The organism is Anaeromicropila herbilytica, assembly GCF_016591975.1.
GTDB lineage: Bacteria > Bacillota > Clostridia > Lachnospirales > Lachnospiraceae > Anaeromicropila > Anaeromicropila herbilytica.
Map to the genome: position 1 here is coordinate 1888007 of NZ_AP024169.1, position 26652 is coordinate 1914658.

At 31.3% G+C, this 26652-nt stretch carries 33 protein-coding genes and 1 tRNA gene; 22 read left to right on the forward strand and 12 right to left on the reverse strand.

The window, feature by feature from the left end:
- The first annotated feature begins 159 nt into the window (after positions 1-159).
- The 3 genes from bsdtb5_RS07980 to bsdtb5_RS07990 all read left to right on the forward strand — a co-directional run bounded on the left by bsdtb5_RS07980 (position 160) and on the right by bsdtb5_RS07990 (position 2868).
- A complete protein-coding gene (locus tag bsdtb5_RS07980) occupies positions 160-564 on the forward strand; it encodes a hypothetical protein (RefSeq protein ID WP_271715502.1) in 405 nt (134 codons plus the stop codon).
- 1 nt (position 565) lies between these two features.
- Positions 566-1534 (forward strand): hypothetical protein, encoded by a 969-nt coding sequence (locus tag bsdtb5_RS07985; RefSeq protein ID WP_271715503.1) that lies wholly within the window; start codon positions 566-568, stop codon positions 1532-1534.
- A 1127-nt stretch (positions 1535-2661) separates the two neighbouring features.
- A complete protein-coding gene (locus bsdtb5_RS07990) occupies positions 2662-2868 on the forward strand; it encodes a YdbC family protein (RefSeq protein ID WP_271715504.1) in 207 nt (68 codons plus the stop codon).
- Positions 2869-3044: 176 nt separating this feature from the next.
- On the opposite strand, the gene bsdtb5_RS07995 is transcribed toward bsdtb5_RS07990, so the two are convergent.
- Positions 3045-3449, reverse strand: a complete 405-nt coding sequence (locus bsdtb5_RS07995; RefSeq protein WP_330612007.1) for a nitroreductase family protein — start codon at positions 3447-3449, stop codon at positions 3045-3047.
- Positions 3383-3574 (reverse strand): nitroreductase family protein, encoded by a 192-nt coding sequence (locus bsdtb5_RS08000; RefSeq protein WP_271715505.1) that lies wholly within the window; start codon positions 3572-3574, stop codon positions 3383-3385. Before bsdtb5_RS08000 ends, bsdtb5_RS07995 begins: the two co-directional genes overlap by 67 nt.
- Positions 3575-3735: 161 nt before the next feature.
- Between bsdtb5_RS08000 and bsdtb5_RS08005 the strand changes: the two genes are divergently transcribed.
- The 3 genes from bsdtb5_RS08005 (at position 3736) to bsdtb5_RS08015 (ending at position 5925) form a co-directional block, all read left to right on the forward strand.
- On the forward strand, positions 3736-4098 hold the full coding sequence (locus tag bsdtb5_RS08005) for a winged helix-turn-helix transcriptional regulator (protein ID WP_271715506.1): 363 nt from the start codon (positions 3736-3738) through the stop codon (positions 4096-4098).
- 224 nt (positions 4099-4322) lie between these two features.
- On the forward strand, positions 4323-5105 hold the full coding sequence (locus bsdtb5_RS08010; protein ID WP_271715507.1) for an ABC transporter ATP-binding protein: 783 nt from the start codon (positions 4323-4325) through the stop codon (positions 5103-5105).
- A gap of 37 nt (positions 5106-5142) precedes the next feature.
- Positions 5143-5925 (forward strand): ABC transporter permease, encoded by a 783-nt coding sequence (locus tag bsdtb5_RS08015; protein WP_408628621.1) that lies wholly within the window; start codon positions 5143-5145, stop codon positions 5923-5925.
- A 126-nt stretch (positions 5926-6051) separates the two neighbouring features.
- Here the strand turns inward: bsdtb5_RS08015 and bsdtb5_RS08020 are convergent, their stop codons facing one another.
- Positions 6052-6327: a GNAT family N-acetyltransferase gene (locus tag bsdtb5_RS08020; RefSeq protein WP_271715509.1), complete on the reverse strand. Its 276-nt coding sequence runs from the start codon at positions 6325-6327 to the stop codon at positions 6052-6054.
- A 194-nt stretch (positions 6328-6521) separates the two neighbouring features.
- Between bsdtb5_RS08020 and bsdtb5_RS08025 the strand changes: the two genes are divergently transcribed.
- A complete protein-coding gene (locus tag bsdtb5_RS08025) occupies positions 6522-7538 on the forward strand; it encodes a LacI family DNA-binding transcriptional regulator (RefSeq protein ID WP_271715510.1) in 1017 nt (338 codons plus the stop codon).
- Between the two features lie 71 nt (positions 7539-7609).
- Here the strand turns inward: bsdtb5_RS08025 and bsdtb5_RS08030 are convergent, their stop codons facing one another.
- From bsdtb5_RS08030 to bsdtb5_RS08040, 3 genes are all read right to left on the reverse strand, one after another.
- The gene (locus bsdtb5_RS08030) at positions 7610-8353 is read right to left on the reverse strand and encodes a 3'-5' exonuclease (protein ID WP_271715511.1); all 744 of its coding nucleotides are present in this window, start codon (positions 8351-8353) and stop codon (positions 7610-7612) included.
- A 38-nt stretch (positions 8354-8391) separates the two neighbouring features.
- Positions 8392-8937 (reverse strand): nuclease-related domain-containing protein, encoded by a 546-nt coding sequence (locus tag bsdtb5_RS08035; protein ID WP_271715512.1) that lies wholly within the window; start codon positions 8935-8937, stop codon positions 8392-8394.
- A 203-nt stretch (positions 8938-9140) separates the two neighbouring features.
- Positions 9141-9213, reverse strand: a tRNA-Thr gene (locus tag bsdtb5_RS08040).
- A gap of 134 nt (positions 9214-9347) precedes the next feature.
- Between bsdtb5_RS08040 and bsdtb5_RS08045 the strand changes: the two genes are divergently transcribed.
- The 3 genes from bsdtb5_RS08045 to bsdtb5_RS08055 all read left to right on the forward strand — a co-directional run bounded on the left by bsdtb5_RS08045 (position 9348) and on the right by bsdtb5_RS08055 (position 11843).
- Complete coding sequence (locus bsdtb5_RS08045; protein ID WP_271715513.1) at positions 9348-9794, forward strand: MarR family winged helix-turn-helix transcriptional regulator; 447 nt, start codon at positions 9348-9350, stop codon at positions 9792-9794.
- Positions 9795-10014: 220 nt separating this feature from the next.
- Positions 10015-10617 (forward strand): nitroreductase family protein, encoded by a 603-nt coding sequence (locus bsdtb5_RS08050; protein WP_271715514.1) that lies wholly within the window; start codon positions 10015-10017, stop codon positions 10615-10617.
- A 320-nt stretch (positions 10618-10937) separates the two neighbouring features.
- Positions 10938-11843, forward strand: coding sequence for a glycosyl hydrolase (locus bsdtb5_RS08055; RefSeq protein ID WP_271715515.1), 906 nt, complete (start codon positions 10938-10940; stop codon positions 11841-11843).
- 99 nt (positions 11844-11942) lie between these two features.
- On the opposite strand, the gene bsdtb5_RS08060 is transcribed toward bsdtb5_RS08055, so the two are convergent.
- Both bsdtb5_RS08060 and bsdtb5_RS08065 read right to left on the reverse strand, forming a co-directional pair.
- Positions 11943-12566, reverse strand: a complete 624-nt coding sequence (locus bsdtb5_RS08060; RefSeq protein ID WP_271715516.1) for a response regulator transcription factor — start codon at positions 12564-12566, stop codon at positions 11943-11945.
- An 11-nt stretch (positions 12567-12577) separates the two neighbouring features.
- Complete coding sequence (locus bsdtb5_RS08065) at positions 12578-13690, reverse strand: sensor histidine kinase (RefSeq protein ID WP_271715517.1); 1113 nt, start codon at positions 13688-13690, stop codon at positions 12578-12580.
- A 309-nt stretch (positions 13691-13999) separates the two neighbouring features.
- On the opposite strand from bsdtb5_RS08065, the gene bsdtb5_RS08070 reads away from it, so the two are divergent.
- The 4 genes from bsdtb5_RS08070 to bsdtb5_RS08085 all read left to right on the forward strand — a co-directional run bounded on the left by bsdtb5_RS08070 (position 14000) and on the right by bsdtb5_RS08085 (position 18292).
- Entirely contained in the window at positions 14000-14932 is a 933-nt protein-coding gene (locus tag bsdtb5_RS08070) for an ABC transporter ATP-binding protein (protein WP_271715518.1), read from the forward strand.
- 11 nt (positions 14933-14943) lie between these two features.
- Complete coding sequence (locus bsdtb5_RS08075) at positions 14944-16083, forward strand: ABC transporter permease (RefSeq protein WP_271715519.1); 1140 nt, start codon at positions 14944-14946, stop codon at positions 16081-16083.
- Positions 16070-17233, forward strand: coding sequence for an ABC transporter permease (locus bsdtb5_RS08080; RefSeq protein ID WP_271715520.1), 1164 nt, complete (start codon positions 16070-16072; stop codon positions 17231-17233). Before bsdtb5_RS08075 ends, bsdtb5_RS08080 begins: the two co-directional genes overlap by 14 nt.
- A gap of 93 nt (positions 17234-17326) precedes the next feature.
- Positions 17327-18292 (forward strand): L-lactate dehydrogenase, encoded by a 966-nt coding sequence (locus tag bsdtb5_RS08085; RefSeq protein WP_271715521.1) that lies wholly within the window; start codon positions 17327-17329, stop codon positions 18290-18292.
- Between the two features lie 191 nt (positions 18293-18483).
- Here the strand turns inward: bsdtb5_RS08085 and bsdtb5_RS08090 are convergent, their stop codons facing one another.
- Entirely contained in the window at positions 18484-19293 is an 810-nt protein-coding gene (locus bsdtb5_RS08090) for a CsxC family protein (RefSeq protein WP_271715522.1), read from the reverse strand.
- Positions 19294-19594: 301 nt separating this feature from the next.
- Here bsdtb5_RS08090 and bsdtb5_RS08095 point away from each other — a divergent pair, with 301 nt between their 5' ends.
- From bsdtb5_RS08095 to bsdtb5_RS08110, 4 genes are all read left to right on the forward strand, one after another.
- Positions 19595-20005: a CBS domain-containing protein gene (locus bsdtb5_RS08095; protein WP_271715523.1), complete on the forward strand. Its 411-nt coding sequence runs from the start codon at positions 19595-19597 to the stop codon at positions 20003-20005.
- Between the two features lie 229 nt (positions 20006-20234).
- Positions 20235-20759: a hypothetical protein gene (locus bsdtb5_RS08100; RefSeq protein WP_271715524.1), complete on the forward strand. Its 525-nt coding sequence runs from the start codon at positions 20235-20237 to the stop codon at positions 20757-20759.
- Position 20760: 1 nt separating this feature from the next.
- On the forward strand, positions 20761-20973 hold the full coding sequence (locus tag bsdtb5_RS08105) for a hypothetical protein (RefSeq protein ID WP_271715525.1): 213 nt from the start codon (positions 20761-20763) through the stop codon (positions 20971-20973).
- 105 nt (positions 20974-21078) lie between these two features.
- Complete coding sequence (locus tag bsdtb5_RS08110; protein ID WP_271715526.1) at positions 21079-21327, forward strand: hypothetical protein; 249 nt, start codon at positions 21079-21081, stop codon at positions 21325-21327.
- A gap of 168 nt (positions 21328-21495) precedes the next feature.
- Here bsdtb5_RS08110 and bsdtb5_RS21785 read toward each other — a convergent pair whose 3' ends face one another.
- On the reverse strand, positions 21496-21957 hold the full coding sequence (locus bsdtb5_RS21785; protein WP_330611974.1) for a hypothetical protein: 462 nt from the start codon (positions 21955-21957) through the stop codon (positions 21496-21498).
- A 258-nt stretch (positions 21958-22215) separates the two neighbouring features.
- Between bsdtb5_RS21785 and bsdtb5_RS08120 the strand changes: the two genes are divergently transcribed.
- Positions 22216-22791, forward strand: coding sequence for a DUF3877 family protein (locus bsdtb5_RS08120; RefSeq protein ID WP_271715527.1), 576 nt, complete (start codon positions 22216-22218; stop codon positions 22789-22791).
- Positions 22792-22931: 140 nt separating this feature from the next.
- Here bsdtb5_RS08120 and bsdtb5_RS08125 read toward each other — a convergent pair whose 3' ends face one another.
- Positions 22932-24140: a GNAT family N-acetyltransferase gene (locus bsdtb5_RS08125; protein WP_271715528.1), complete on the reverse strand. Its 1209-nt coding sequence runs from the start codon at positions 24138-24140 to the stop codon at positions 22932-22934.
- A 291-nt stretch (positions 24141-24431) separates the two neighbouring features.
- On the opposite strand from bsdtb5_RS08125, the gene bsdtb5_RS08130 reads away from it, so the two are divergent.
- The 3 genes from bsdtb5_RS08130 to bsdtb5_RS08140 all read left to right on the forward strand — a co-directional run bounded on the left by bsdtb5_RS08130 (position 24432) and on the right by bsdtb5_RS08140 (position 25981).
- Entirely contained in the window at positions 24432-25019 is a 588-nt protein-coding gene (locus bsdtb5_RS08130; RefSeq protein WP_271715529.1) for a superoxide dismutase, read from the forward strand.
- Between the two features lie 110 nt (positions 25020-25129).
- Positions 25130-25474: a phenylpyruvate tautomerase MIF-related protein gene (locus bsdtb5_RS08135; protein ID WP_271715530.1), complete on the forward strand. Its 345-nt coding sequence runs from the start codon at positions 25130-25132 to the stop codon at positions 25472-25474.
- Positions 25475-25495: 21 nt separating this feature from the next.
- Positions 25496-25981, forward strand: coding sequence for an HD domain-containing protein (locus bsdtb5_RS08140; protein WP_271715531.1), 486 nt, complete (start codon positions 25496-25498; stop codon positions 25979-25981).
- A 179-nt stretch (positions 25982-26160) separates the two neighbouring features.
- Here the strand turns inward: bsdtb5_RS08140 and bsdtb5_RS08145 are convergent, their stop codons facing one another.
- Positions 26161-26559, reverse strand: a complete 399-nt coding sequence (locus bsdtb5_RS08145; protein WP_271715532.1) for a putative ABC transporter permease — start codon at positions 26557-26559, stop codon at positions 26161-26163.
- Between the last annotated feature and the right edge of the window lie 93 nt (positions 26560-26652).

Consider the following 26652-nt stretch of genomic DNA (forward strand, 5'->3'; position numbering starts at 1 on the left):
TACCTTGTATCTCAAACGAGCTTGTGGATATCGTTTGCATATAATATACAACCATTAGTCAGGGATTCTTAAACATGAATTTAAAACAGGGGTAACAAAAAATTAATGGCTAATAGTTTTGAGTATGTACTGATGTGAAATTAGAAAGGATAATGAAAAGTGGATGGAATAAAAGAAGTAAAAGAAGCGGAAATTACAATTAATGGCGAAGTAATAGAAATCATGGGGAATGAACGCGAGGAAGCATGGGTTTTTGCAAAACATCTAGATGAAGAAGAGACCCAAAGGTTAATAAGTAAACTGAGAGATAAAATGCCGAAGATAGATAGAAAATTAGAACTATATGGGTATTTCTTTAATGATGATATTGAAAATTATAGATATGAACCAGAGATTATAGTTTATTTATTGAATAATATGTTTAGAAAAAATATAGATTTAGGGAAGAAATATGGAACTGGTGACAGAGCTATTTATTACGACCCATCTTTTGTAAAACACGATGGAAGATATATAAAAAACATGGTTGAAGATTTGTATATGAAACACTATGGTGAAGACTGATATGGAAGTGAATATCAATTTCTTTGATAACATGTCTGTATTAAAAACATTTTCAAAGCTATATAAGTTAAGTGAAAATGAGATAATGAGGTTGGCAATAGAAACGAGTGTAGCGGATAACCCTACTGTGGAATTCATTCGGAAATCTGGTATTAAGCTGGATACAGTAGATATTAGAAATGTAACTCTGCACTGTAAGCATATAACAACCATTAATGATAACTTTGATTCATTAAAAAAGTATGGATTGCTAACATTGGATAAGGCTCTTACCTATCCTACACCTTTAAACAGGTTCTTACTTGAACATGATATTAGTATGGATATTGTGAATAGAGATATTTACTACAATAATAGGCGAATACATATCATAGAATCTGATGAAGAATGCGAGGACTGTTTTTATGGCTCAGAATGTCAGGAATTTGTAGACTTTATGGGTAAGCCAACAACCTTATCATATAGGAATATGGCATGTGATTACCGTGATGAGATAAACATAATAAGGAGCAAGCTCTACCATGACAAATGTGAGATAGAGGTACATTTGATGGGCTCATTCAAGGATGTTCATGAATATTCTGTGGTAAGAAATTATCCAGAGATTTTAATGACAATAGAAAATCTTATTATCAAATTATTCAAAGAAGGAACGCATCTACAACGAGACTGGCAGGCCCAACAAAATAATAAGTATTATTGCATAGATTTTGATATTAATATATTTGATTTTGAATTCATTACAAAAGGCAAGAAGCTTGATTATTCAGATTATTGTGATTGCTTTGAGTATAATGTAGAACCCATATATGATATGTCATCAGCTTCAGCAAATTTCTTTGGTAATGTATTCATTATTCAGAAAGGATTGGGTATACTTAGGCACGAAGAGCCAACGGATTATGGACAAATACTACCGGAGACAGAAATAAAATTTGAAAATTTAGAAATCAATGAGTTTTATATGTAGGTGATGTTATTTATTCTACAACAAAGGAAAAAGGAGGATGCCATTCTAGATTGATATAGAAAGTAAAGGAAGAAAAATTCTTACTTTATAATGTGATGAGTTGAATAGTGAAGAGTATTATAAGGAAAATAAGGCGTTGGCTATTGATGCAAGGTAGAATGGCCATTGAAAATGATTTAGAAGCACAGGATTATATGAAGACGCATCCGGAGTAATTTAAAAAAATTGCTGGAATAAATGGAATATGTATTTATAATTAGCCAAGTCAATGGAGAGTTCTGTTATCTTGGCTTTAATTTTGCGGTTGTATGGAATAAGGGGATTAGTTATTGTAATAACTGAAATTGTTATTTTTATGAATTCATATAGGTTGAAAAAAAGTATTTATACTACTATAATAAACTTATGGTCTGAATCCTACTATGTCCCGAGGCACCCCGTCTCATCCAAAAGGCAACCCCGTTTATCCTCGTAGACAGTAGAAAATGAAACAGAAAAACATGCGAAAGCATCTAAAATATCAGACCTAGATAGGGCATTAAACCGCCCCGTCTTAGGTCTATTTTTTTACCCATTTCAGACCAGACCACGCATAGCTTCTATAATTAAACAACAGAAAAATCCCAGGAAAATCAAGCATTCTAGCTCTTTTCATTTTTTTGAAAGCAATAAAAAGAACAGAAAAAGATGAATAAAAGAGAAGAAAGAATGAAAAAAGATAAATGCTTCGATAATTTAAATATTGAAGAAAACCTTAATGAAGATGAACTTCGTTAGAGGATAAATGAAATTGCCCCTACGTGGCTAAGGGGGGATAATAGCATTTGCCCAACGACATAATATGACCCGAGTCGCCCCGTCTCATCGTTGCGATAACTCGAATTATCCTCGTCGACATTAGAAAATGAAATAGAAAAGTATGAAAAATTTTGCAGATTAATAAAAAATAAGACCTAGATTGGCGCGTTTCATCGCCCCATCGCAGGTCTATTTTTTCCCATTTCATGCTTTGATAGAGCATAGCTTCTAAAATTAACAACAGAAAAATCTCAGGGAAATAAGCGTTATATCGAAAGGAAAAGGGCAACCCTAGATCGATAGAAGTAGGAAAAGGAGAATGAAGGAATATGGCTGATATAAAATATGAAATCATTAAAGAAATTGGAGTATTATCAGAAAATGCAAAGGGTTGGAGAAAAGAACTAAATCTTATCAGCTGGAATGATGCGGCTCCAAAGTATGATATACGTGATTGGGCTCCTGGACATGAAAAGATGGGAAAAGGAGTAACAATAACGAAAGAAGAAGTGGAGAAGCTGAAAGATCTTTTATAATTAGTAGGAAAAACATTATTGTTAGATTATGGATAGATTGTTATACTAAATCTAAGTGTTAGTGAATATAAGGGTATTTAAGTAATGGAATAAAATATATTGCCCGCGGTGCAACGTAGAATTATTATTGCTTATAAATTTAAGCATTTAGTGATTTTTGTTTGGAAATTATATGTTTAGATAATTCTTTTAGTTGTTATAGACATCTTCAACTCTTTGACTTTAAGCTCAGTAATATCAGCATATCCTAGAGCAAGTCCTGAGACGGGAATGAACCCATCTGGTAGATCTAATTCCTGAAAAAGTTCGGAATATAGTTGTAATGCCATAGCAACACCCCAAAGATATACACTTCCAATGTTTTGATCAGTAGCAGCCAATAGCATATTTTCAATGATACAGGCAGCATTAGCGAATTCAGCATGTGGATATTTTACATGCTGTTTAGCTGAAATAACAATAATTGTTGGTGCTCCATATAGAGGGTCAAAATTGGGTGTGCCACGTAATAATGCTACTTTTTGAGAGAGTTTTTTATAAAGCTTGGATTTTGAATTACCGTAATATGCATATAATTGTATTTACCCATTCCAATTGGAGCCGCGCATCCTGCTTTTAGAATGAGATTTAGTTCATCTTCGGTAATTTGTTCTGGTTTGTATTTACGTATCGAATTACGAGATACAATTGCTTTCATTAATTCCATAATATGATTCCTCCATTTGATTTTGTTTCTATATCTGATATAATTATTTAACAATATGGTAATTTTGACAAGTACGCAGAAAAAGATGAGTAGGTATTTTTTATGATACCTTGCGTTAGTACAATGATATGAAGACCTATATAAGAAGGGTGGAGAATTGTTTGGAACAAACAGAATTAGAAGAGTTTATTGAAAGCATTCGTTCATCGGATATCAGTGGTGAATGCTCGGTGAAACGTGCACTTGATGTTGTTGGTGGAAAATGGAAACTTAATATATTAACCTTGATTGTTCAGTTGGATACTGTGAGATTTAATGAGATGAAAAGAAGATTATATGGTATAACCAATACAATGTTAACGAATTCCTTAAAGGAGTTGGAAGCGGATAAGCTAATAAAAAGGACACAATATAACGAGATGCCATTGAGAGTGGAATACTCCTTGACTGAGAAGGGCAAAAGCATATTGCCAGTATTATTAGAATTGTCCAAATGGTGGAAACAGTATACAACAGATATATGATGAAATACTGCTATACTTACGATATCAAAAAATAAGTATATTATAAGACCTAGACAAGGTGTTTCATCGCCACGTCTCAGGTCTATTTTTGTTTTGTAATTCAAACGAATCTTGATCAAGCAATAACATATCAATTTTATATATATGTCTATTTTTCTCCCCTCCAGTCACTTCACCTCGAATACTTCATATAATAGTATATAACAACAGGTGGAGGAAATGAGATGGGTGAGTTATTAAGAGTAGAGAACCTAAGTTACTCCTATCATAATCTTTCCGGTGAAACAAAAGCTTTAGAGGAGGTATCATTCTCTGTTGAAGAAGGCCAATTTGCTGCTATCGTTGGGCCTAGTGGATGTGGCAAATCGACCATGCTATCTTTAATTGCAGGACTTATCACACCAAGTAGCGGTGATATTTATATTGATGGTAAAGATATTAAGACATCTGGTAAAAACATTGGATATATGCTTCAAAAGGATCACCTCCTAGAGTGGCGTTCCACATTGAAAAATATTACATTAGGGTTGGAGATACAGCACAAATTAAATGAAAGTAGCTACATCATGATTAATAAGCTATTAGAAACATATGGACTTCTCGCATTTAAAGATGCTAAGCCAAAAGAACTGTCTGGTGGTATGAGGCAAAGAGCGGCACTCATTCGAACTTTGCTCTTGGAACCAGATATTTTATTATTAGATGAACCTTTTTCTGCACTTGATTATCAGACCAGGTTAGAAGTATCAGATGATATCTGGTCAATCATCCGTAAAGAGAAGAAGACTGCACTTCTAATTACACATGATATTTCAGAAGCATTAAGTATGGCTGATCGAATCATTATTCTATCGAACCGTCCAGCGACTGTCAAAAAGATAATTGATGTAAAGCTAAATATTGAGGATAAGACACCATTTAAGACAAGAAGCGCTCCAGAATTTAAAGATTACTTTAATATGATATGGAAGGAGCTAGATCACAATGAAAAAATTATCCAAACGTAGAAGGAAGAGAAAAATAAGTAATATAGCCTTTCAGACCATGTCTAATGAACAAAGAGAATATGTGAAATCATATATAAAGAAATCAAAGAGAATAACAAGATACCGAATGCTAATTTTGGTGTTGTTTTTTGCATTTTGGGAATTCGCAACGCGTGTTGGAATGCTGGATTCGTTTATATTTAGCAGCCCCTCTAGGATTGTAAAGTGTTTTATTGGGATGAGTAAAGATTTTAGTATTTATTATCACATCAGTGTTACTTTATATGAGACATTTATAAGTTTCCTATTAGTCATCATCTTAAGTATACTAATTGCAATCCTATTGTGGTGGAATGACAGCATATCTAAAGTATTAGAGCCATATCTCGTTGTGTTAAACAGTCTTCCAAAATCAGCACTAGCTCCAGTATTTATTGTGTGGTTAGGTAATAACGCGAAAACAATCATTGTTGCAGCTATATCCGTTGCTATATTTGGAAGCATCATTAATTTATATACAGATTTTATCACAACGGAGGAGGATAAGATCAAGTTAATAAAGACACTTGGAGGAACGAAAAAAGATGTATTATTTAAAGTGGTGATTCCTAGTAATATACCATCGATGATTAGCATTGCAAAAGTTAATATTGGATTAACGCTAGTAGGTGTTATCATTGGAGAATTCTTAGCTGCAAAGGCAGGTCTTGGATACCTAATTATCTATGGAAGTCAAGTCTTCAAGATGGATTGGGTCATAATGAGCATTACAATTTTATGTATTGTAGCTGGAGGCCTTTATAAATTAATCTCGGTCGTTGAGAAGAAATTTAATTATTAAAAAAATAGACGGCAAAAACCGTCTATTCTACATATCATATTTTTATGAAGTTAAACCATAATAATTCAGATAACTGACCACTGAATTTATCAAGTATTCAATTAACTAATTTACTACGAAGTTGAGTTATTCAGCTAATAGATCTGCATAATCTTGATTCTTTTCAAACCAATGAACGGCGTAGGAACAAGTTGGATATGCTTTGAGTCCATCTTCACGAAGCTTCGTAGATAATGCTTCTAATAATTTACTTGCAACACCCTGTCCTCGTAGACAATCATCAACAAAGGTATGATTAATATCTACAATATTATCTTTTACAGGAACGTAAGTAACTTCTGCAATCACTTCTCCTGATTTGTCTGTTAAATAGATTCGATTTTCTTCATATTTAAATTCCATAAAACTCCTCCTGTATGTGATGTTTTGTGTTAACTTATTACTAAAAATATTACTATATTCTATTATTATAACATAGAAATCAAATAGAATGCATGTACTATAAAAAATGAAAAAAAGTTTACCATAATGCACGCTAGTGCTATAATAGAAAAAGCGTTAAGCATATAAATAAGTGTAATCAATGGGGGACAGGAATGAAGAAAAATATAACAGTATATGATATTGCAAGTGAGGCTGGAGTTTCGGTTGCCACCGTTTCAAGAGTATTAACGAATAATGCAAATGTTGCTGAACTGACTAGAAAGAAAGTACAAGATGTAATTGATAAATATGATTTTCAGCCAAATGCATTGGCAAGAAGTTTATTTAAAAATGAGACGAAAATGATCGGTTGTATCTTACCAGATATAACAAATCCTTATTATTCATCTGTCTTTCTAGAAGCAGAAAACTATGCCCTTGATCTAGGATATACTTTAGTATTATGTAATACGATGGATAAGATAATGAATGATGGTATATATTTTCAGACCTTAGTTGAGAGACAAGTGGATGGGATTATTTACATGGGAAGACACATAGCAACAAGTAAAGAATCCGAAAGTTTTAAGAAAATTATTGCAAAATATACGAAGAGACTACCTGTAGTAATGATTAATTGTGATTATTCCGATGATAATTGCTATCTTGTTCAGAGTAGCGAGGAAGAAAGCTTTCTAGGAATTCTTGAATTATTAGTACAGAAGGGACACCGTAAGATTGCTTTAATCGGTGGAATTCAAGGTGTAAAACAAACAGATATTAAGAGAAATGCATTCCATCGAGCTGTAGAGAAATACAACCTTGATGTTAAGGAGGAATATATCATAGAAGGAGATTACACAATTGAAGCTGGAGTCAATATGATGACCAAGTTACTAAGTGCAGAGGATCGTCCTACAGCTGTAATGGGGATTAATGATATTGTATCAATTGGAGCTCTGAAAGCATGTCAAATGAATCAAATACGTGTTCCAGAGGATATTGTGATCACTGGATTTGATAATATACCATTATCACATTATGTATATCCAAGCCTAACAACGGTATCTCATGATTATGAAAAGCTTGGTAGAAAAGCAGTTGATATTATCTGTGATCTTTCGCTTGGAAAGACTTTAGAGAAGAAATATGAGTATTCAATGAATGTAATAGAGAGAGATTCTATATAAGTTAAGTAAATGCTTGTGATGAAAAATCGAGAATAATATAAATATAAGTTTATATAAATATAGTTTATTATTTATTTTAAAAATTGATTTGTTTTCCCCATCTTATAAGCTAGCGTTATCATGTCTTGCTCGTCTTTACTTAGTTCTCGGTCGTACATTTTTCTGAATTGCTGTAGAAGCATATCATAATCAACTTTTTTCCTAGGTTGGCTTGGTCTAATTCTAACGTAATTAGGATCGTATTTCTTTGGTTGAATATAAGGACTATTTATTTTCTTGAATATCTCAGCTGTATAATATGCATCATATAGAGCATTATGGTATTCGTGAGTCTGGGGAATGTTAAGCAACTGGGTAGCTGTTTGAAGTTTTAACAATCTGGTTTCTGGTACCTTTAAATACATAGACACATAGGGTTGAATGTTAATAAACATTTCTGGTATACGATTCATATCTAGATTATGATAGCTTGCATTTCGATAAAGTTCTTTGACATCAGACGCCCCCCAGATGCAAAAATAGGAATCTTTCTCGCTAATAAAATTCATATACTCGTTGAAAACAGAAGGAAATGTTTCTTCTGATACAAGTTGTTCGGTTGTGATACCTGTTAACTCAGTGATATGGGAGTTGATATGTGAATAGATTGTTGGCTTTACATATTGGTTAAAGGAATCAACTGTATGAAGATTGGAATCTAATTTGATGGCACCAATTTGAATAATCTCAAATGGATATTTAGATACGTTCTCTCCAAGACAAATAGGAGATGAGAAATCTTGATTAAATTCTAAGTCAAATACAATATAATACATGTCAGAACTCCTATACGTTGGATTAGAAGATAACCCCATTACCTTGGTGTAGTGGGGTTCATTTTATATATTGGAACATTATAATATTTTGTATTAATTGAAATATTATTGATATAATCTACCAAATGGTTTATATCAATAATATATTTGGATCGTGGTACGTTGCGATTATTGATAAAAACAACGATATTGTAAATATTATAACTTGGATATACTTTTTTAACTTGGCTACAGTGATATTGATTTTGTTTTATAGGATTGTCTAGATACTTTATATCACCATTTTTATTTTGAATCCATTTATTTTCATTATAAGTGCCAGTTATTATTCCGCGCCAGTTCTTAGTTTCAATAACAAATACTGATTTTCTAGTTGGGCACACAACGATGTGATCTATTTGAGACTTACCATAGTGCACATTGTGGTTAACGATATAATTATCATCTAATTCCATTAATTTATTAGCAACAATATTTTCGCCGATATCACCGATAGGCTTATTTGCCATGTAGTTTTTATATTTATCATATTTTGAATATATAATGTAGCATATTATTAGTAAGATTAAGATATATTTTTCCATTAGAATCACCCATTATGGTAGTGTATCCAATGGGCTTTTTTCAATTCAGAAAGTTTGGATTTATATGTTTTGTTTGAAAGGGGTATCTTATTAAAGGGTAGTGATTAAGCAAGTGTCAGATATGAAATTATAATTGATTTTTTAAGTAGTAGAAGAAATAAAAAAAAGCCAAAACCCTCACCAAATCAGGCTTTGACCAAACGAGCTCCCCATGGGACTCGAACCCACGACCTACGCATTACGAATGCGTTGCTCTACCAACTGAGCTAGGGAAGCACATAACGTGTAACTTAACTTAGACGTTACTAAAATATTCTAATACAATCTCCTAAAAATTTCAAGTAGATATTTAAATAAAAATTAAATAAAAAACTATTGACAATATTACTAATTAGTAATATATTATAGCCATGGAAGATAAATTAAATACTTACACAGCAGAAGAGAACTTAGATCTTAAGACTCTAATCGTTTTAACAAGAAGTGCCCAGAGTGTTCATAAGAGAGAATATCGAACCATTAAAGAAGGAGGCTTAACGGTTTCTCAATTTGCAGTACTTGAAGTGCTCTATCACAAAGGTGAACTCAGGGTATGTGAGATAACAGATAAGATTTTATCCACAGCAGGTAATATGACAGTTGTTATTGAGAATCTGATTAAAGAAGACCTTGTTAAGAGAACAATCGATGAGAAGGATAGGAGAATTAATCGAATTAGTATCACAGATAAAGGTAAGGAATTGATGCAAGGAATTTTTCCAAAGCATTTAGAGAATATTAAAGAGATATTTGATGTTCTAACCGTAGAAGAGAAGACGAGTTTAATATCAATATTGAAGAAATTATCCGGTGTATAGAAATATACACCATATATTTAAAATATATATTACTAATTAGTAATATAGTTTAAACTTATTCTTATTTTTCAGTAAGGATGGATATATGGATGTACCATATTAACGACAAACCATAGATTAGAAAATCAAACAGATAATAAAAAAAAGACATTATAAGAAATATTAAGAATTAGATATTAAGAACAAAAATAAATAATAAAATATTATGGAGGAATTAATTATGAATAACAAAGATTTTTATAGTGCAGTAGAAGAAAGACGTACATTTTATGGTATTAGTAAGGACCCAGTTGTAGCAGATGAAAGAATTAAAGAAATAGTAGATCATGCGGTAAAGCATACACCATCTTCTTTTAACTCTCAAAGTACTCGTGTAGTAATCCTATTAAAAGGAGAACATGATAAACTATGGGATATTACGAAAGAAGCATTAAGAAAGATAGTGCCTGAGGATCAATTTGCTGCAACAGAAGAGAAAATTAACTCTTTCCAGAACGGATATGGTACTATACTATTTTACGAAGATAATAGTGTAATTGAAGGACTACAGAATCAATTTCCATTATACAAAGATAATTTTCCAATATGGTCACAGCAAGCGAATGGTATGCATCAATATGTAGTATGGACTGGACTTGAAATAGAAGGCTTTGGAGCATCTTTACAACATTATACTGAATTAATTGAAGAAGATGTGAGAAAAGAATGGGATATACCACAGACTTGGAAGATGATCGCTCAGATGCCATTTGGTAAACCAGTTGCAGATCCAGGTGCAAAAGAATATCAATCATTAGATGACCGTGTTAAATTATTTAAATAATTATAAAGATGATAAAAAGTGGTTTCAAGTTTCGAACTTGAGGCCACTTTTTCTTCAGTTGATAAAAATTTATTTAACTTTTAAAAAATAGGTTTGTACAATTTTTACCAAAGGATATTATAGTAAATAATTCATAAGAATGCTATATTTTATAAAAATAAGACATATAAAAGGAAAGGGAAATGAGATTTCAATATTTATGAAATTATAGATATGAGATGATAGAATTAAGATATAATGCAATAAAAACGTCAAAATCAAATTATTCATATTATTAAATCAGAAAAAGTAAAGGAATGCGAAGGACAGAAGGTGAAGGTATGAAAAAAAGACAATTATCAAATAAGAATGCAACGAAAGAAGTAAAAAAAGTTTACGAATATATATGTTCTATTTATGGAAATCATATAATATCAGGGCAACAAGAAGATCCTAGAGAAGGAAATCATGATAACGAGAACAAATATATCTTAGAGAATACGGGTAAATTACCAGCAATAAGAGGTCTTGACTATATCCATAATGATTTTAAGGGAGTAAATGAAAGAGCAAGAGAATGGTGGAGTAAGGGCGGAATCGTAACTATATGCTGGCACTGGGGAACACCTCCAGATGGAATTGGTTATCCATCTAGTCAAGGAACAATTGATGTAGAAGAGGCATTAACAGAAGGCACAGATTTATATAATGGTATGATTGCGATGATTGATGAAGTAGCAGAGGCACTGAAGGAATTACAGAAGGATCATATACCAGTCTTATGGAGACCACTACATGAATTCGACGGAGCGTGGTTTTGGTGGGGAAAAGGTGGGAATGAATGCTTCATCAAGCTATGGCGTTTAATTTATGATAGATATACGAACTATCATGGTTTAGATAATCTAATCTGGGTTCTTGGATATTGTGGGGATGTTCATAGTGGATGGTATCCAGGAGATGAATATGTTGATATTATTGGAGCAGATACATATTCAGAAGGTACTCAATTAGCTATGTATCAAAAAGTAGTCGATATTGTTGGTGAAGAAGTACCAATCTGTTATCATGAGAATGGACCACTGCCAAATCCAGATGACATGATAACGGATGGAGCAAAATGGGCATGGTTTATGACTTGGCATACGATACATATTATGGAACAAAATACAGTTGAATATTTAAAGTTTATCTATCAGCATGACTATGTGATTACCTTGGAGCAGTTACCAAAATGGGATAGGTAAATCGATTTATGTAAAATATATAAAGTGCTTGAAGAATCACAGTAGCAAAGAGACATCTGAGTTTGAGATGTCTCTTTGCTTTTGCTATATTAACATAATTTATTTATTTTTATAATAGAAAATAGCAATCTGAGTTCTATCTCTTAAGTTTAATTTTTCTAGTATCAAACTAATGTAATTTCGAATAGTACCCTCACTTAGAAAAAGAAGTTCAGCAATCTCTTTATTAGAAAGTCCGTTTGCAACGTGCGTGATAATGTCATATTCTTTATCGCTGATCTGGTAGGAGGCATAATTTATAGTAGCTGTATTCTGAGTAATCAAGTTAGGTAGTTTGGTTATAATTTCATCTCCATATACATTCTGACCCATATGTACGGCTTTCAAGCTAGGAATTATGGATTCAAAGTTTTGTTTTAGCATATAACCTTTTGCTCCCATATGAAGTGCTTTAATAATGTAATCATCATCCAGAAAGGTGGTTAGATAGAGAATCTTGGCAGTAGGATATTTCTTTAGAATGATTTCTCCCGCATCCAATCCACTCATTTGCTCCATACGGATATCCATTAATAGAATGTCGGGATTATGAGTCTTATATAATGAGATTGCATCCTGGCCATTACTTCCTGAGCCAACAACAGTAATATCTGGATCAGCACTTAATATAATTTTTAATGACGAACAAACTAAATTATCATCGTCAACGACTAAAATATTCATAAAAATCTCCTTTACTTGTTTTTAGGAAGAGTAATAAAGATTTGGAATCCATTATTACCAGATAGATGATATTTACCATCAAAACCACGAACTCTTTCAATAATACTCATCAATCCCATTCCGTCAGATGAGGTTACATCATTATTAATATCTTGGATAAGAGATAAGGTATTCTTACTTACAAGTCCATTGTCTGATATGATCAGTTGATACATGATAGGATGTTCCGTAAGTTGTATGATAACCTTTGTGGCATTGGAATGCTTCATCACATTGGAGAGTGATTCTTTTACGATAGCGATAATACAATATTTCATATTGGTTGGAGGTAGTGTATTAAGGTCGTATTGAAAGGAGACTCTACAAAAGGTAAAATCAGAGACCAATTTATTAAGACAAGTATAGAGATCAATGGATTCATTATGCATATTATGAATACTCGCACGAATACTATCCATTCCTTCTGAGATACTTTCCTTTAAATTAGTTAATTCACTTTTTATAATTTCTTCTTTGGATATCGTTAGAAGGGCTCCTATCTGTAGTAAGGATCTTGAGAGCAAATGACCTATGTTGTCGTGTATTTCTTTTGAGATACGGTTTCTTTCATTTAGAGTAGCAAGATTTATTTCATAATCTTGTTTCTCAAGAAGACTTCGGTTCTTTTGCTCTAGTAAGAGAGAAACTTCTTTTGAAGTATCTCTTAGTTCTCTATAAGCTTGTTTCTGTTTATTTAATGTACTAGTTTTATATTTGGCAAGTATAACGACACATGCAATTATTACTTGATAAAATAACATATCTTGATTCTTGTCCTGTAAGTTCATCAGAAAAGGAACAAGAAGTAGAAAGCTAAATCTCCAATAAGTTGTAAATACAATATCATATAGAATAATGATTAAAAATACCAACAGATCAGGATAGAAGAAACAAATAATTACACTACATAAAAATAATAGAGAAGAAAATTTAGGATTCTCCATATAAGTATTTAAGCAACTGATGATAATTGTAATTATCATGGGAACCAAAATATACGCATTATTATAATGGTAGAAGTACAAAATAGTACAACCTATAAAGAATATCAATTTATCAATTAATTCTAACACAATAGCTCCCATCTGTCGCCTCTCGCGACTTGCAATCTAACTGTGACATAACTATATCATTTTTTCTAATATTTCTCAACAAAAATAGTGGATTCCTAGCGGCTCTGTAATTAAAGAATTAACTGTAGCAGTTATTATGTCTAAGTTAGAATATTACATTTGTCATATTCGATAATGACTTAATTCACTAGTAAGGACAGGCTTAGTTTTAGTATAGTAGTATCAGAAGATAGGTAATTAATAACAGAAGTACTTTGAAAAAGGAAACCTATGATAATTATATTAAAAATAAATATATATGGATGATATGGAGGAATGATTATGGTTGTAAAAGTTAATAACTTGGTAAAACGATATGAGGATTTGGTGGCAATAGACCATCTTAATCTTGAAATACAAGAAGGAGAAATCTTTGGGTTATTAGGACCAAATGGATCAGGCAAATCAACAACAATTAACTGTCTACTTTCACTTTTAAAATATGATAAAGGTAGCATCGAACTATTTGGTAAAAAGATGACCCCAGAATCTTATGATATCAAAAAGGACATTGGTGTTATTTTTCAGAATGTTGCAGTATTTGAAGAATTAACAGTATATGAGAATATCTATTATTTCTGTAGCTTATATATCAAGGATAAGAAAGAAGTAAAGCGTTTAACAGAGGAAGCAATTCAATTTGTATCACTTGAAGACTATGTAAAGTTCTATCCTAAGAAACTAAGTGGTGGTTTACTTAGAAGATTAAATATTGCTTGCGGTATTGCTCATAAACCAAAGTTAGTTATATTAGATGAACCAACGGTAGCCGTAGACCCACAGAGCCGTAATAAGATTCTTGAAGGAATTAAGCAATTAAATGAAGAAGGTGCAACGATTATCTATACAACACATTATATGGAGGAAGTAGAGCAACTTTGTAGTAGAATCGCAATTATGGATAAAGGAAAAATCATTGCAGCTGGGACAAAAGAAGAATTGAAAGAGATGATTTCTCTAGGAGAAAAAATTTCAATTGAAGTATATGACATTAAAGAAGAAGATATTGATCAGATTCGTGGTATTGCTAATGTAATTGATGTGAAAAAGGAAGAAAATCTATTGAGGATTAAATCAAACAAGGGCAGAAATAACTTAATTCATATCTTGGAACTTTTAAAGGGTAGAGAAATTCATTTCGGTCAGATCTTCACAGAACTTCCAACATTAAATGATGTATTTTTAGAGATAACAGGAAAAGAATTGAGAGATTAGGGAGGAAAACTATGTTTGATTTATATAGAATGCGTTTAAAATGCTTATTACGCAACAAAGAGGGATTGTTTTGGTGTTTATTATTTCCAATCGTACTTAGTACATTCTTCAATATAGCTTTTTCAAATCTTTATAGTGGAGAAAAATTCAATTCTATACCTATCGCGGTTATTGATAATGCTGCTTATCAAAAAGATGTAGCTTTTCAATCCGTTTTAAAATCAGTGGAATCCTCAGAAGATGGGAAAAAAATGTTCAAAGTAACTATCGGGAGTGAAGATAAGGTAAAAGACCTATTAAAGAGTGATAAAGTAATGGGATATATCAATGTAGAAGATAATTATAGTTTATCAGTAATGGAATCTTCTATCGACCAAACAATCGTAAAATCTTTTCTAGATAGCTACCGTGGTCACGCGAATATTATTACCTCGGTTCTAAAAAAGGATCCAAGCAAACTAGAAACAGTTACCAAAGAATTAATGAGTTCCAATAGTTATATTAAGGAACAGGTAAGTACAACTAATGAACCAGACACAACCGTAAATTATTTCTATGCATTAATTGCTATGGCGTGCCTATTTGCTGCTGACTGGGGGCTTGAAGAAGTATCTGCAATCCAAGCTAATCAATCAGTACAGGGGGCAAGAATTAATATAGCTCCTGTTCATAAGATGAAATTATTATTTTGCAATTTATTAGCAGCATGTACCATACAGTTTATTTGTCAAGTGTGTTTATTAGCTTATTTAATCTTTGCTCTACATGTTGAATTTGGCAATCAGATTCCTTTTGTAATGTTAACATCAGCAGTTGGATGTATTGCTGGTCTTACTGTTGGAGCAATGGTTTCTAGTATTATTACAAAAAATAAGCATCTAAAATCAAGTATTTTAATGTTAGTATCTCTTGGTGGAAGTTTCCTATCAGGGTTAATGATTAGCGATATGAAAATAATGATACAGGAAAAGGCACCAATTATAAGCTATATTAATCCAGCTTCCTTGATCACGGATGCACTCTATAGTCTATATTACTATGATACGCATGCAAGATTCTTTACGAATATCATATTGTTATGCATCCTGTCCATTATATTTATAGGAATTACTTATATATTTACAAGGAGGAGAGATTATGCAAGTCTTTAAATTATATTTTAAGCTATTAAGAAAGAATTCAACATCAATACTAGTCTATATTGCAATATTTCTTGGAATTTTAGTATTGAATGTTACAAATTATAAACAGAAAGAAAACAATATGTTTTCAGAAACAAAAGTTGATGTAGCTCTTATTAATCAGGATAATAATACTGAATTCGTAAAAGGATTCAAAAGTTATCTTAAGAAAAGTTGCAACTTTGTTGATATTGGTAAAAGTAAAGAAGACTTACAAGATGCTCTATTTTTTAGAAAAATTGAGTATATAATCACTATTCCAAAGGGATTTACAAATAATTTCTTATCTGGAAAAGAAGTTAACATAGTAAAGCAATCGGTACCAGATTCCACAAAAGCTGCTTTTATCGATATTAAGATTAATAATTTTATAACAGCTGCAAAAAGCTACAAGAGTGGTTTTAACACTATGTCAGAAAAGGAAATTGTTTCAAATGTCATGAAAGATCTATCAAGTGATGTGAAAGTAAATATGCTAACGAAAAATAGTGAGAGTAATCAATGGAAGGAAACTTTCTTTAGTTTCTTTGCATATGGAATAATGTCAACTTTAGTTATGGGTGTATCACTCGTTATGTTATCTTTACGAGAATTGGATATTAAGAGAAGAAACTTAGTTGCACCAATCTCCAATTCTAGTTTTCAAATGCAGAACATCTTAGGAAATTTAATATTTACAATAGGTTCAGCTACTATATTAATCGTAGTAGGTTTATCTATTATAAATAATCTTACTTTTGATAAAAATACATTGTTATATATACTAAATGCTTTCATCTTTTCTGTATGTGCACTTAGCATAGCTTATTTAATTAGTTTAGTAGCGAAAACACAAAGCGCGATTAATGGTGCAGCAAACGTCATTGGTTTAGGACTTAGTTTTGTAAGCGGTGTATTTGTTGATATTGATTTACTTGGTAATACAGCAAAAAGTATCGGAAGGTTTACACCTACCTATTGGTATGTCATGGCAACAAAGGCAATATCAAAATTAACAGATTTCTCATTTGATAACTTATCTGTTATATTTAAATATATGCTAATTCAAATTGGTTTCGGTGTTGCGTTATTTACAATATCATTAGTAGTAAGTAAAAAAACGAATACGAGAGAGTGCTAAAATTATGCCAATTTAATGCGCCAATGTGCTGGATTGCGTTTTCTTTATAAATGGATATAATATAGTAGACTATAACAATAGGAGGATTATTCTATGGCGATAAAGCAAACAAAGATAGCAATTGTAGGCGCTGGTAATGTAGGAGCTTCCACGGCATATAACCTAATGATTCAAGGACTCTGTAACGAAATTGTACTGATTGATATTAATAAGAAAAAGGCACATTGTGAGGCACTTGATTTACAGCATGGAGTGGAATATCTAAACCGAGAAGTAAAAGTATATGATGGGGAATATTCTGATTGTAAAGATGCGGATATTATAGTAATTACGGCAGCAGTTCCAATGGTTCAAGGGCAAACAAGATTAGATATGGTAGAATCTGCGTCTAAGATAGTGAAAAGTATTGTACCACCAATTATGGAGTCTGGGTTTAGTGGACATTTTATCATAATAACCAATCCAGTAGATGTAATGTCCTATTATGTATATAAATTATCTGGGTTACCAAAGAATCAGATCATTGGTACAGGAACATCTCTAGATTCTGCAAGATTAAAGCTTAGAATAGCAGATATCTTTAATGTAGATACTAAGAGTGTTCAAGGCTATACCATTGGAGAACATGGTGATTCTCAGATTGTACCATGGAGTCATGTTACAGTTGGTGGGAAATCGTTAAATGATATTTTAGCTGATAATAAAGGACGTTTTGGAGAACTTGATTTTGAAGAACTTCGAAAACTTACGATTGACGATGGATGGGTAATTGCAAGAGGTAAGGGAACAACCAATTATGGTATTGCTGCGACAACAGTAGGAATCATTAAGGCAATGGTAAATAACGAGAACCGAATCATCCCAGTTTCTACCTATCTTGATGGTGAATACGGCGAAAAGGATGTATTTGCAGGGGTTCCAGTTGTTCTGAATGCTACTGGTGTTAAGGAAATCGTTGAACTTCATATAACAGAGGATGAACGTAAGTTATTTAAGAATTCTGTTTCAGTAATTCGTGACTGTATTGATAAAATAAGTGATGATACAATAAGAAAATAAAACAATATTAGAATAAGTGAATCACATTAATTCGGATCTTGATGTGCAAATTATAAAAAGTTCTATATATGTTATCAGCATATATAGAACTTTTAGTAGTTATACAATTTAAGAGAAAGACTGTTGCATAGTAATACAAGAGGGAAGATATTTGGAATGTATAAAATGCAACAGCCTACAATATCATTTTATTATTTATTTAAAAAGTCCTGGATAGGAAAACTCCATTCTGATTCTATATTAGTAGGTTCAGGTTTTGGACCTTCACCATGATGTGGTTTATTTGGCCAGCATACTTGTTGCTTTTGAAGTAATTTCACGCATAAATAAACAACCGATTTATCTGTAAATTCTTGGAACTCTTCTTCGTTAAGGAATCCTTCAATTGGAGTTCCTCTATCATCAATATCTGCATCAAATACTGCAGACCATTCAAGTTCACAAAAGACTGGCTCATTGAAGATTTCAATATTTGAGCGATCAGCTTCTCTGATATTTTTACCCATTCTCTTTTCATCGAAGTATCTTGCAACCATTGGAGGAAAGTTAGGTTTTACTTGTGGTTTATTAGGGAAGTTTACTTGTGTATATGCCTTGAATGGAATATGAACCGTTGTATCTTTAATAGTACCACCGATTGCTCCACGATGAGAACAAGTTCTTGAAGCATATTCAATATTTTTTCTAATATATCCTTCAATAAATACTTTGTCTGTTGGTGGAATATATCTACACTGAGTTAAAAATACTTCTTTTTCAATCCTCTTAATTTCATAAGCAAGATCATTTAATCTAATCTTAGACTCTGAGTCTATTTGAATTACGAATTCTGCAAGAACTACTGGAATTTTGATATCTCCACCGCAACAAGGATAATTACAAGCACCTGTAAGCGTATCAGCATTCACGACAGCTGCATCGCATTTCTTTTCACAAGTTATATGAGCATCAGAATGTAAAACAGTAGCATTAACTTCTTTACCAGCGTATCTGTTATCCATAAAATCTATCTCCTTTTTACTTAAATAGCAACTATTTAATTGTTATCTACTATATAGTATTCATAAAACGATTTTATGTGACAAATAAAAATAAAATTAATCAAATTAACCACAAATGACAAAAAAACTATCTGATTTTGACCCTCGAATCAGGTATAAATTCTTAACATTTCTTAAACTTTTTGACCAGAGAACAAATATAAGTTATAATAGATAGAGGAGGAAGGCAGTATGAATGCCCTTCCGATATTGAGCATAGTACTTTGTAATATACATAAGTAAAGTACAAAAGGAGTTTGTTATGAACATATTATTTTTTTTAAAACCAAAAAGTGAGATAACTTATATTTATTCGAATGATACATTAATGGAAGTGATTGAAAAGATAGAGCCTCAAAAGTATTCTGCAATTCCTATTATTAATAAAAAGGGAGAATACGTTGGGACAATAACTGAAGGAGATATTTTATGGTCAGTGAAGGATTCGTATTTTAAAAAAGGCAATATATCAAAAAGTACGATTATAATGGACATTCCAAGACGCAGGGATAACATGCCTGTAACGATTGATTCGAATATTGAGGATTTAATATCAAAAGCTATGGATCAAAATTTTGTACCAGTCATTGACGATAAGAATATTTTTATAGGAATAGTAACAAGAAAAGATATTATACAATATTGCTATAATAAGACAAAAGAACAAGAATAAATACAGTAGACGGATACATAAAAACTGATGCGCGATTAAATATTGCATTGTTAGAATGAAAAGAGTGAAAGAAAAATCCTTTCACTCTCAACGTTTGTGATTTCACCCTTGCAAGCAAGTGAAATCACTACATTAAATAATGAATTAGTACAGGGATAGAAAAAATATACTTAGGATAGGTATATTTTTTCTATTTTTTTATATCTTAAAAAAAAGAGAAGTTAAAAGCTTGATCGATATTTATATGGACGCTTTTACTCCGTGTTTACTTGATAGGGAAACAAATGAGTTTGTTGATACTACATATTCCATCATAGATAAAAGTGAGATTCCTTGCTTAACTAAAAAAGGATTTTTGATGGAATGGAATTCTTGGTTTATTAAGAGAAAAGAAATCTATCAACTTAATTTAAAAGATGATGATAATATTCAGGGGTTAATCGCTTTGGAAAAGCGATCAGCAGAAATGGCGGTACATATTAATCTAATGGAGAGTGCACCACATAATCAAGGAAAGAATAAAAAATATCTAGGAGTGGGAGGACATTTATTTGCAATTGCTATCGAACAGTCCATTCAATTAGGATTTGATGGTTTTATTTATTTCGAAGCCAAAAATATGGAATTAATTAAGCATTATCATGAAAGCTTTGGAGCTGAATTAATAGGAATTGGTCATCCATATCGCATGGTCCTTGATGAGGTTAAATCAAAGATTTTATTAGAAAAATACACTTTATTAAGGAGGGGTTAAGTTGAAGAAAAAGTGGATAGAAGACATTAACAAGCTTGAAAAATTAGCAGATGAGGCTGGAGGATATGTTGTAAACATCAATGAACTAAAAAAAGATAAAAAAGAATCAAAGAAATTTATTGCCATAAGAAAATATTGTATTGCAAATAAAAAAAATTATCAGGATTTAAATGAGAGTGATTTTAAAAAGATAGGCATTCATCCAAAAAAATGAATAAGAAAAAATTTTGAGTGGCATACTAACAGAGTAAAAAATGTTACTATTCAGAAATTAATTTAATGAATGGTTGCGTAAAAATTTATTTAGGAGGAGTATTCCATGAGAAAAAAAATATACGTATTATTAGCAATATGCTGTCTAACATTAGGTATGGTTACTGGTTGTACAGCTGATAATGCAAATAACGGAGCAACAACAAATGATAATGGTACAACAACAGATGATACTACAGTAACACCTGATATAACTGCAGTACCTAACGACGGTACTACAACAAATGATACCGATGTAAATGATAATGATACAGATGATGTAAATACTAATACTGATACAAATACGAATAAATAATGAGTAATGATATTGCGAATATCATTAGTTTAAATATTATTATATTTAGTATATATTAAAGTATTAGGATATCAAATGTATTTAAAATTGTTTGATATTAAATGAGGCTATCTCACTAGTTGATATTAATCACTAGCGCGATAGCCTCACTTAAATTTATTCTTGAATTTAATTGTCAAAGTCAATATGATAAGATTCAGTGTTTGTTTTGATATTAATATAAGATAAATTAAAATTATCTTCCATTACATCAATTTGGTATTCAAATACATCTTCGTTATCATGTTTCGATAAAAATACATAGGTTCCATCTTCTTTATCTTCAATAAAATCTGATATTTCAGAATAGATTTCATAACCATTAACATTGTCTGCATAACCAGAAGCTTTTATTTTATCTTCAATAATTTTATATATTTCGTCCACGAAAGTGTTCTCCTTTGCTTTTTTATTTTGATACCTTTTTGAATAAACAGAAGTATCAGGGTTTTTATTTATCAAATGATATACTTTTAAGGCAGCATTCTCATATGGATTGTTAAGATTTTTTACAGCACCATTTATTCTATCATATTGATTGAAATTCGAAAAGCTATTATTTTTTAAATTAAGATTTTTTGAAATTTTCATTATTTTATTCTCCATCATTTTTCATACTCTATGATTCTCCAAAAGATAAATATTTCGAATTATAGATATAATATTACATAGTTTTTCTTCTTACTAGTCTAAACTATTTCAACTAAGATTACAATCAAGTAAAATGATATGAAGATTGGTTAAAAAATAATATGAAAGTAGTTAGAAAAATAATGTGAAGAATGGTTGACAAATGATGTACAAAAAGAAATAATTATTTTCATACAAGTGATAATACAAGGAGCAGTTATGAAAAATAAAATTGAGCTATTTGAGAATTTTAGTAGCAATCTAGAAGCTACAATATATGAAGGTATTGTAAAATTGGGTTATCTTAAAGGTGAACCGACCAATATATTTTATACCAAAGATTTATTTGAACATTTATTAGAATTAGGAGATCTGAATAAGGATGAATTTGTTAACACTTTAAAAGAATTAATAGATTATATGGAATCCAAGTATGGAAGAATTAAAATTGGTGTTGAAAAAGAAAGATATAAGGTTACTGTACCTTCATGCGGTGTTGATTATATACAAAAGAATAATCAAGGTAATATGTTTTTAAAAGATTTAATTGAAGAGATGAAGAAATCAGATTCTAATTTAGAAGGTATTCATTCTATATTCTTAAAATATTCCAACATGATTAATGATGAAGTCATTCTTGAAGAAGCAAATAATGATGAATTTGATTACATCATGTATTTTAAGTATAAGAAAGTAGATCCTTTTATCTATTGCTTCACCATTAATGAAATTAGTAGATATTATCATAGGCTTACCGAGTATGATTATAATCAATTGATTAATCATGATAATTAACACCGAATAAGATATTTATTTACTTAAAGGTAATATTGAAATTAGAACATAAAAAAGTTAGATAAGAATAGTTCATTATCTAACTTTTTTGTATTTTAATATCTAATTTTATAATCTAATAGTGATTTAATATGAAATACTTAAGCTTCATCCTCGAGAGATATCTCATCAACATTCTCAATAGCATATAATTCATATACGCGTTTGGCGATAGTTATCTCTTTTTCAAGGTGGAGACCCATATGTTTTGCTAAGTTAATAGAACGTGTATTCAATTTATTGATCTTAGCTACAACTCGGTTGATACCTAGTTCCTCGAAAGCATATAGTAATACAGCTCTTGTACATTCAATCGCATAGCCGAGTCCCCAATGGTTTTGATCTAATAAATAACCAATTTCTATTTCAACTTTTCCGTCAATCTCTTGGTTTTGAATGCCACATCTGCCGATTAGTTCACCTGTTTCTTTGCTAAATACTCCCCATAAACCATAGCCAAAGAATTCATAAACGTTTTTAATATAGGCTTTGTGTTTCTCAATTTCAATTTCTAAATACTCATCCAGATTATCAATGTACTTGCAGACTTCAGGATTCTGATAGATTTGATACATGTTAGTAATATCTTCGACAGTTAATTCACGTATAATTAAGCGCTCGGTTGTTGCAATAGTAATAGGTAATCCATAGGCACGTCTATATTCATTAACAATAAATTGATAAGTAATATATTTAAAACTTTCAATAAGAACACAGGCCTTTGATAAATCTTGATTACCGGAGTTAGGATTAATAAATCCAATGCATTTTGCTTTTGCAGCATATGCAGCAAGAACCCCATTCATGGAATCTTCGATGATGATACACTCATCTGGTGTGACATCTAGTAATTTCATAGCATTAAGAAATACATCCGGTGCTGGCTTTGGATGTTCTACATCAGTACCACTTACTAATTGATCAAAATAACCGATGATGCCGAGTTTACTAGTGACTTCTTTAATTAAATCAAGTGAAGAAGAGGAAGCTACAGCAAGTTTAACTCCATTCTTATATAGATCATGAAGCAACTCTAGTGTACCCTCAATCGGTGTATAACCTTCACTTTCATGAAGTGAAGCTGTAATGGTTGCATTTTTTTCTAACATTTCTTCAACAGGTACTTCTAGCTTAAATTCTTTAATAATAGTTTCAAACATTGATTTTGTAGTGCTTCCTATATACCCATAACAGTATTCAGTTGACAGATCAACCCCATATTCTTTAAGCGTTAATATGGCTGCTTTGGCATGTAATGGTTCACTATCAATTAAAACTCCATCCATATCGAATATAACAGCTTTTAACATTTGTATTCCCTCCTTATTTAACTTAATTTTATGAGTTAACGAAGCGAGAAGCAATGGGTACATATACCTACTAAAAGTGTAAAATAAAGCGTTTTACACGATGAATTTAGACCTGTGAGCAAGTCGTAGGCATGTAGGATAGTGTGAAATAAAGCTCTTCACACCCCTGATTTAAATGTCGCCGATGGCGACAGATGGGAGCAAGTGTGAAATAAATATTGAATCGTAACTACATGGAATAATTCAATATTTACTACCATAGAATATATAAAATGATTTTAGGAGATTTTTATGAGTATTGAAATGGTTGATTTTAAGTATTCGAATGATATTACTGTTGTGAATAGAATACAATATGATGAACATTTGAAACTCTATAAGGGCTATGTTAACAAATATAATGAAATAGAAGAATTGCTATTAGATGCAAACCGAGAAGAGGCTAATTCAACATATAGCAATTATCGTGGATTGAAAAGGGGAGAAAGTTTTGCATTAAATGGAATCATTCTTCATGAATTATATTTTGAAAACATTGGAGGAAATACACCTTTACCAGAAGAAATGGACGGTTACTTAAAACATGGTTTTGATAATTTTGATATGTGGAGAGAAGATTTTGTTGCAACCGCGAAAGCTAGTCGAGGTTGGGCCATCTTATCTTATGAGCAAAGATCTAGAAAATTAATGAATGTAAGCTTAGATGCGCATGATCATGGTAATATTGCTCTTTCCTATCCAATCCTTGTATTGGATATGTATGAACATGCTTATTTTCTGGATTATGGAACGGAAAAAGGAATGTATATTGATGCATTTATAGAGAATATAAATTGGCAAGTAGTAAAGAATAGATTAGAGAAACTAAACCTACAATAGTGAATATCACAAATTAACTTTTAATCTAGGTAAAATCTGTTATAATAACTTATATATTCAAACTAGAAGTTTGAGAAATATACTTATAATAAAAAGATTGGAGCGATACTATGCCATTTATAAATTCAAAATTATCTATGAAGATTACCAAGGAACAAGAAGTATTAATTAAAACGAAATTAGGGAAAGCTATTGAACTAATACCTGGTAAAAGTGAGTCCTGGCTAATGCTTGGATTTGAAGAAGAATGCCACTTATATTTTAAAGGTGAAGCATCAGAAAAAATAGCTTTTGTTGAAGTGAAGATCTTTGGTAAAGCAAATAGTAGTGATTATGATCGATTAACCAGTGCAATATGCGATATATATAACGAAGTTTTAGGTATGCCTAAAGATAAAATCTACGTAAAATATGAGGAAGTAAGCAACTGGGGATGGAATGGAAGTAACTTCTAGTTACTGGTAATGGAGGATAAAATGTCATTAGCAAAAAATGATAGAATATATTTTAGAAAAAAGGTTATGGAAATAATTGATTTGCCAGAGATTAGGATCATTGATCAATTTGTTCAGCATGGTAATGTAACTTGTTTAGATCATTGTATTGCAGTATCTTATCTAAGTTTTTGCCTATGTAAGAAGTTACGAATTAAAGTTGATTTTGAAAGCTTAATCCGTGGTGCACTACTTCATGATTATTTTCTATATGATTGGCATATTAAAGATAAGAATCGTCCGCTACATGCCTTCTATCATCCAAAGTGTGCTTATAAAAATGCAAGAAAAGTATTTGATTTAACTGAGATTGAAAAGGATATTATATTAAAACATATGTGGCCTTTGACTCTTTCCGTTCCAAGCTATAAAGAAGCATTTATAGTATGTATTGCTGATAAAATATGTTCAGTAGTTGAAACATTTCATGGTCATTACCTGTTACCTAGATTCGCAAGGGAGAGGTAACTATTAGTAGCTGGTTATGGGGTCAAAAGTCATAATAATACAACGATATACACTTGATAACTAAAATAATGACTTTTGATACCTTAACCAAGAGACTAAGTTTAGGATAATAAGAGGCTTTTACGATGTAGTAAATAAACTATTTCGTAAAAGCCTCTTATGTATAATATTCTATTCTATTACGAGTTTTTGGATACAACTCTTTCATAAAGCAAACCAACTAAGAACCACACAGGAGCATAATCTAATCGAATTACACCATCAACATTATATTTGGCTTTCTTATAATCCCAAGGACAAGCATTGTATTTTTTTAATAATTCACCGGTGATAAATTCTGTGGTAAAGATACAGAGAGTATAAATAAATCCACGAACAAGAGTATTCTTATTATTAATAATATTGTGAATAGGGCAGATGAAAGCTGCAAGTCCGTAGATTGGAAACATCCATATTGAAGTTTTGCAAAGTAATTTTCTATCATTATGTTTTATTGCACCGAGTCCTGTAAAGAAACATTCAAAGCACCAGCCAACTAAGCCACAGATTATAAAATTAGTAATAAAACATTTTTTCATCGGAACTCCCATCCGCGTGACAAGCCACGCTTTTAATCAGTTATCAGTACATCTTGTTATTATTATGTGCAAATTTATGATAGCTATTACATA

What these genes read in the sequence shown, in the direction of transcription:
- bsdtb5_RS08135 (WP_271715530.1), top strand. Translation starts at nt 25,130, where the DNA reads ATGCCATTTATAAATTCAAAATTATCTATGAAGATTACCAAGGAACAA.
- bsdtb5_RS08025 (WP_271715510.1), top strand. Translation starts at nt 6,522, where the DNA reads ATGAAGAAAAATATAACAGTATATGATATTGCAAGTGAGGCTGGAGTT.
- bsdtb5_RS08110 (WP_271715526.1), top strand. Translation starts at nt 21,079, where the DNA reads ATGAGAAAAAAAATATACGTATTATTAGCAATATGCTGTCTAACATTA.
- bsdtb5_RS08050 (WP_271715514.1), top strand. Translation starts at nt 10,015, where the DNA reads ATGAATAACAAAGATTTTTATAGTGCAGTAGAAGAAAGACGTACATTT.
- bsdtb5_RS08095 (WP_271715523.1), top strand. Translation starts at nt 19,595, where the DNA reads ATGAACATATTATTTTTTTTAAAACCAAAAAGTGAGATAACTTATATT.
- bsdtb5_RS08085 (WP_271715521.1), top strand. Translation starts at nt 17,327, where the DNA reads ATGGCGATAAAGCAAACAAAGATAGCAATTGTAGGCGCTGGTAATGTA.
- bsdtb5_RS08075 (WP_271715519.1), top strand. Translation starts at nt 14,944, where the DNA reads ATGTTTGATTTATATAGAATGCGTTTAAAATGCTTATTACGCAACAAA.
- bsdtb5_RS08015 (WP_408628621.1), top strand. Translation starts at nt 5,143, where the DNA reads ATGTCTAATGAACAAAGAGAATATGTGAAATCATATATAAAGAAATCA.
- bsdtb5_RS08045 (WP_271715513.1), top strand. Translation starts at nt 9,348, where the DNA reads ATGGAAGATAAATTAAATACTTACACAGCAGAAGAGAACTTAGATCTT.
- bsdtb5_RS08055 (WP_271715515.1), top strand. Translation starts at nt 10,938, where the DNA reads ATGAAAAAAAGACAATTATCAAATAAGAATGCAACGAAAGAAGTAAAA.
- bsdtb5_RS08010 (WP_271715507.1), top strand. Translation starts at nt 4,323, where the DNA reads ATGGGTGAGTTATTAAGAGTAGAGAACCTAAGTTACTCCTATCATAAT.
- bsdtb5_RS08090 (WP_271715522.1), bottom strand. Translation starts at nt 19,293, where the DNA reads ATGGATAACAGATACGCTGGTAAAGAAGTTAATGCTACTGTTTTACAT.
- bsdtb5_RS21785 (WP_330611974.1), bottom strand. Translation starts at nt 21,957, where the DNA reads ATGAAAATTTCAAAAAATCTTAATTTAAAAAATAATAGCTTTTCGAAT.
- bsdtb5_RS08140 (WP_271715531.1), top strand. Translation starts at nt 25,496, where the DNA reads ATGTCATTAGCAAAAAATGATAGAATATATTTTAGAAAAAAGGTTATG.
- bsdtb5_RS08020 (WP_271715509.1), bottom strand. Translation starts at nt 6,327, where the DNA reads ATGGAATTTAAATATGAAGAAAATCGAATCTATTTAACAGACAAATCA.
- bsdtb5_RS08130 (WP_271715529.1), top strand. Translation starts at nt 24,432, where the DNA reads ATGAGTATTGAAATGGTTGATTTTAAGTATTCGAATGATATTACTGTT.
- bsdtb5_RS07990 (WP_271715504.1), top strand. Translation starts at nt 2,662, where the DNA reads ATGGCTGATATAAAATATGAAATCATTAAAGAAATTGGAGTATTATCA.
- bsdtb5_RS08000 (WP_271715505.1), bottom strand. Translation starts at nt 3,574, where the DNA reads ATGGAATTAATGAAAGCAATTGTATCTCGTAATTCGATACGTAAATAC.
- bsdtb5_RS08030 (WP_271715511.1), bottom strand. Translation starts at nt 8,353, where the DNA reads ATGTATTATATTGTATTTGACTTAGAATTTAATCAAGATTTCTCATCT.
- bsdtb5_RS08070 (WP_271715518.1), top strand. Translation starts at nt 14,000, where the DNA reads ATGGTTGTAAAAGTTAATAACTTGGTAAAACGATATGAGGATTTGGTG.
- bsdtb5_RS08060 (WP_271715516.1), bottom strand. Translation starts at nt 12,566, where the DNA reads ATGAATATTTTAGTCGTTGACGATGATAATTTAGTTTGTTCGTCATTA.
- bsdtb5_RS08125 (WP_271715528.1), bottom strand. Translation starts at nt 24,140, where the DNA reads ATGTTAAAAGCTGTTATATTCGATATGGATGGAGTTTTAATTGATAGT.
- bsdtb5_RS08120 (WP_271715527.1), top strand. Translation starts at nt 22,216, where the DNA reads ATGAAAAATAAAATTGAGCTATTTGAGAATTTTAGTAGCAATCTAGAA.
- bsdtb5_RS07985 (WP_271715503.1), top strand. Translation starts at nt 566, where the DNA reads ATGGAAGTGAATATCAATTTCTTTGATAACATGTCTGTATTAAAAACA.
- bsdtb5_RS08035 (WP_271715512.1), bottom strand. Translation starts at nt 8,937, where the DNA reads ATGGAAAAATATATCTTAATCTTACTAATAATATGCTACATTATATAT.
- bsdtb5_RS08145 (WP_271715532.1), bottom strand. Translation starts at nt 26,559, where the DNA reads ATGAAAAAATGTTTTATTACTAATTTTATAATCTGTGGCTTAGTTGGC.
- bsdtb5_RS08080 (WP_271715520.1), top strand. Translation starts at nt 16,070, where the DNA reads ATGCAAGTCTTTAAATTATATTTTAAGCTATTAAGAAAGAATTCAACA.
- bsdtb5_RS08065 (WP_271715517.1), bottom strand. Translation starts at nt 13,690, where the DNA reads ATGGGAGCTATTGTGTTAGAATTAATTGATAAATTGATATTCTTTATA.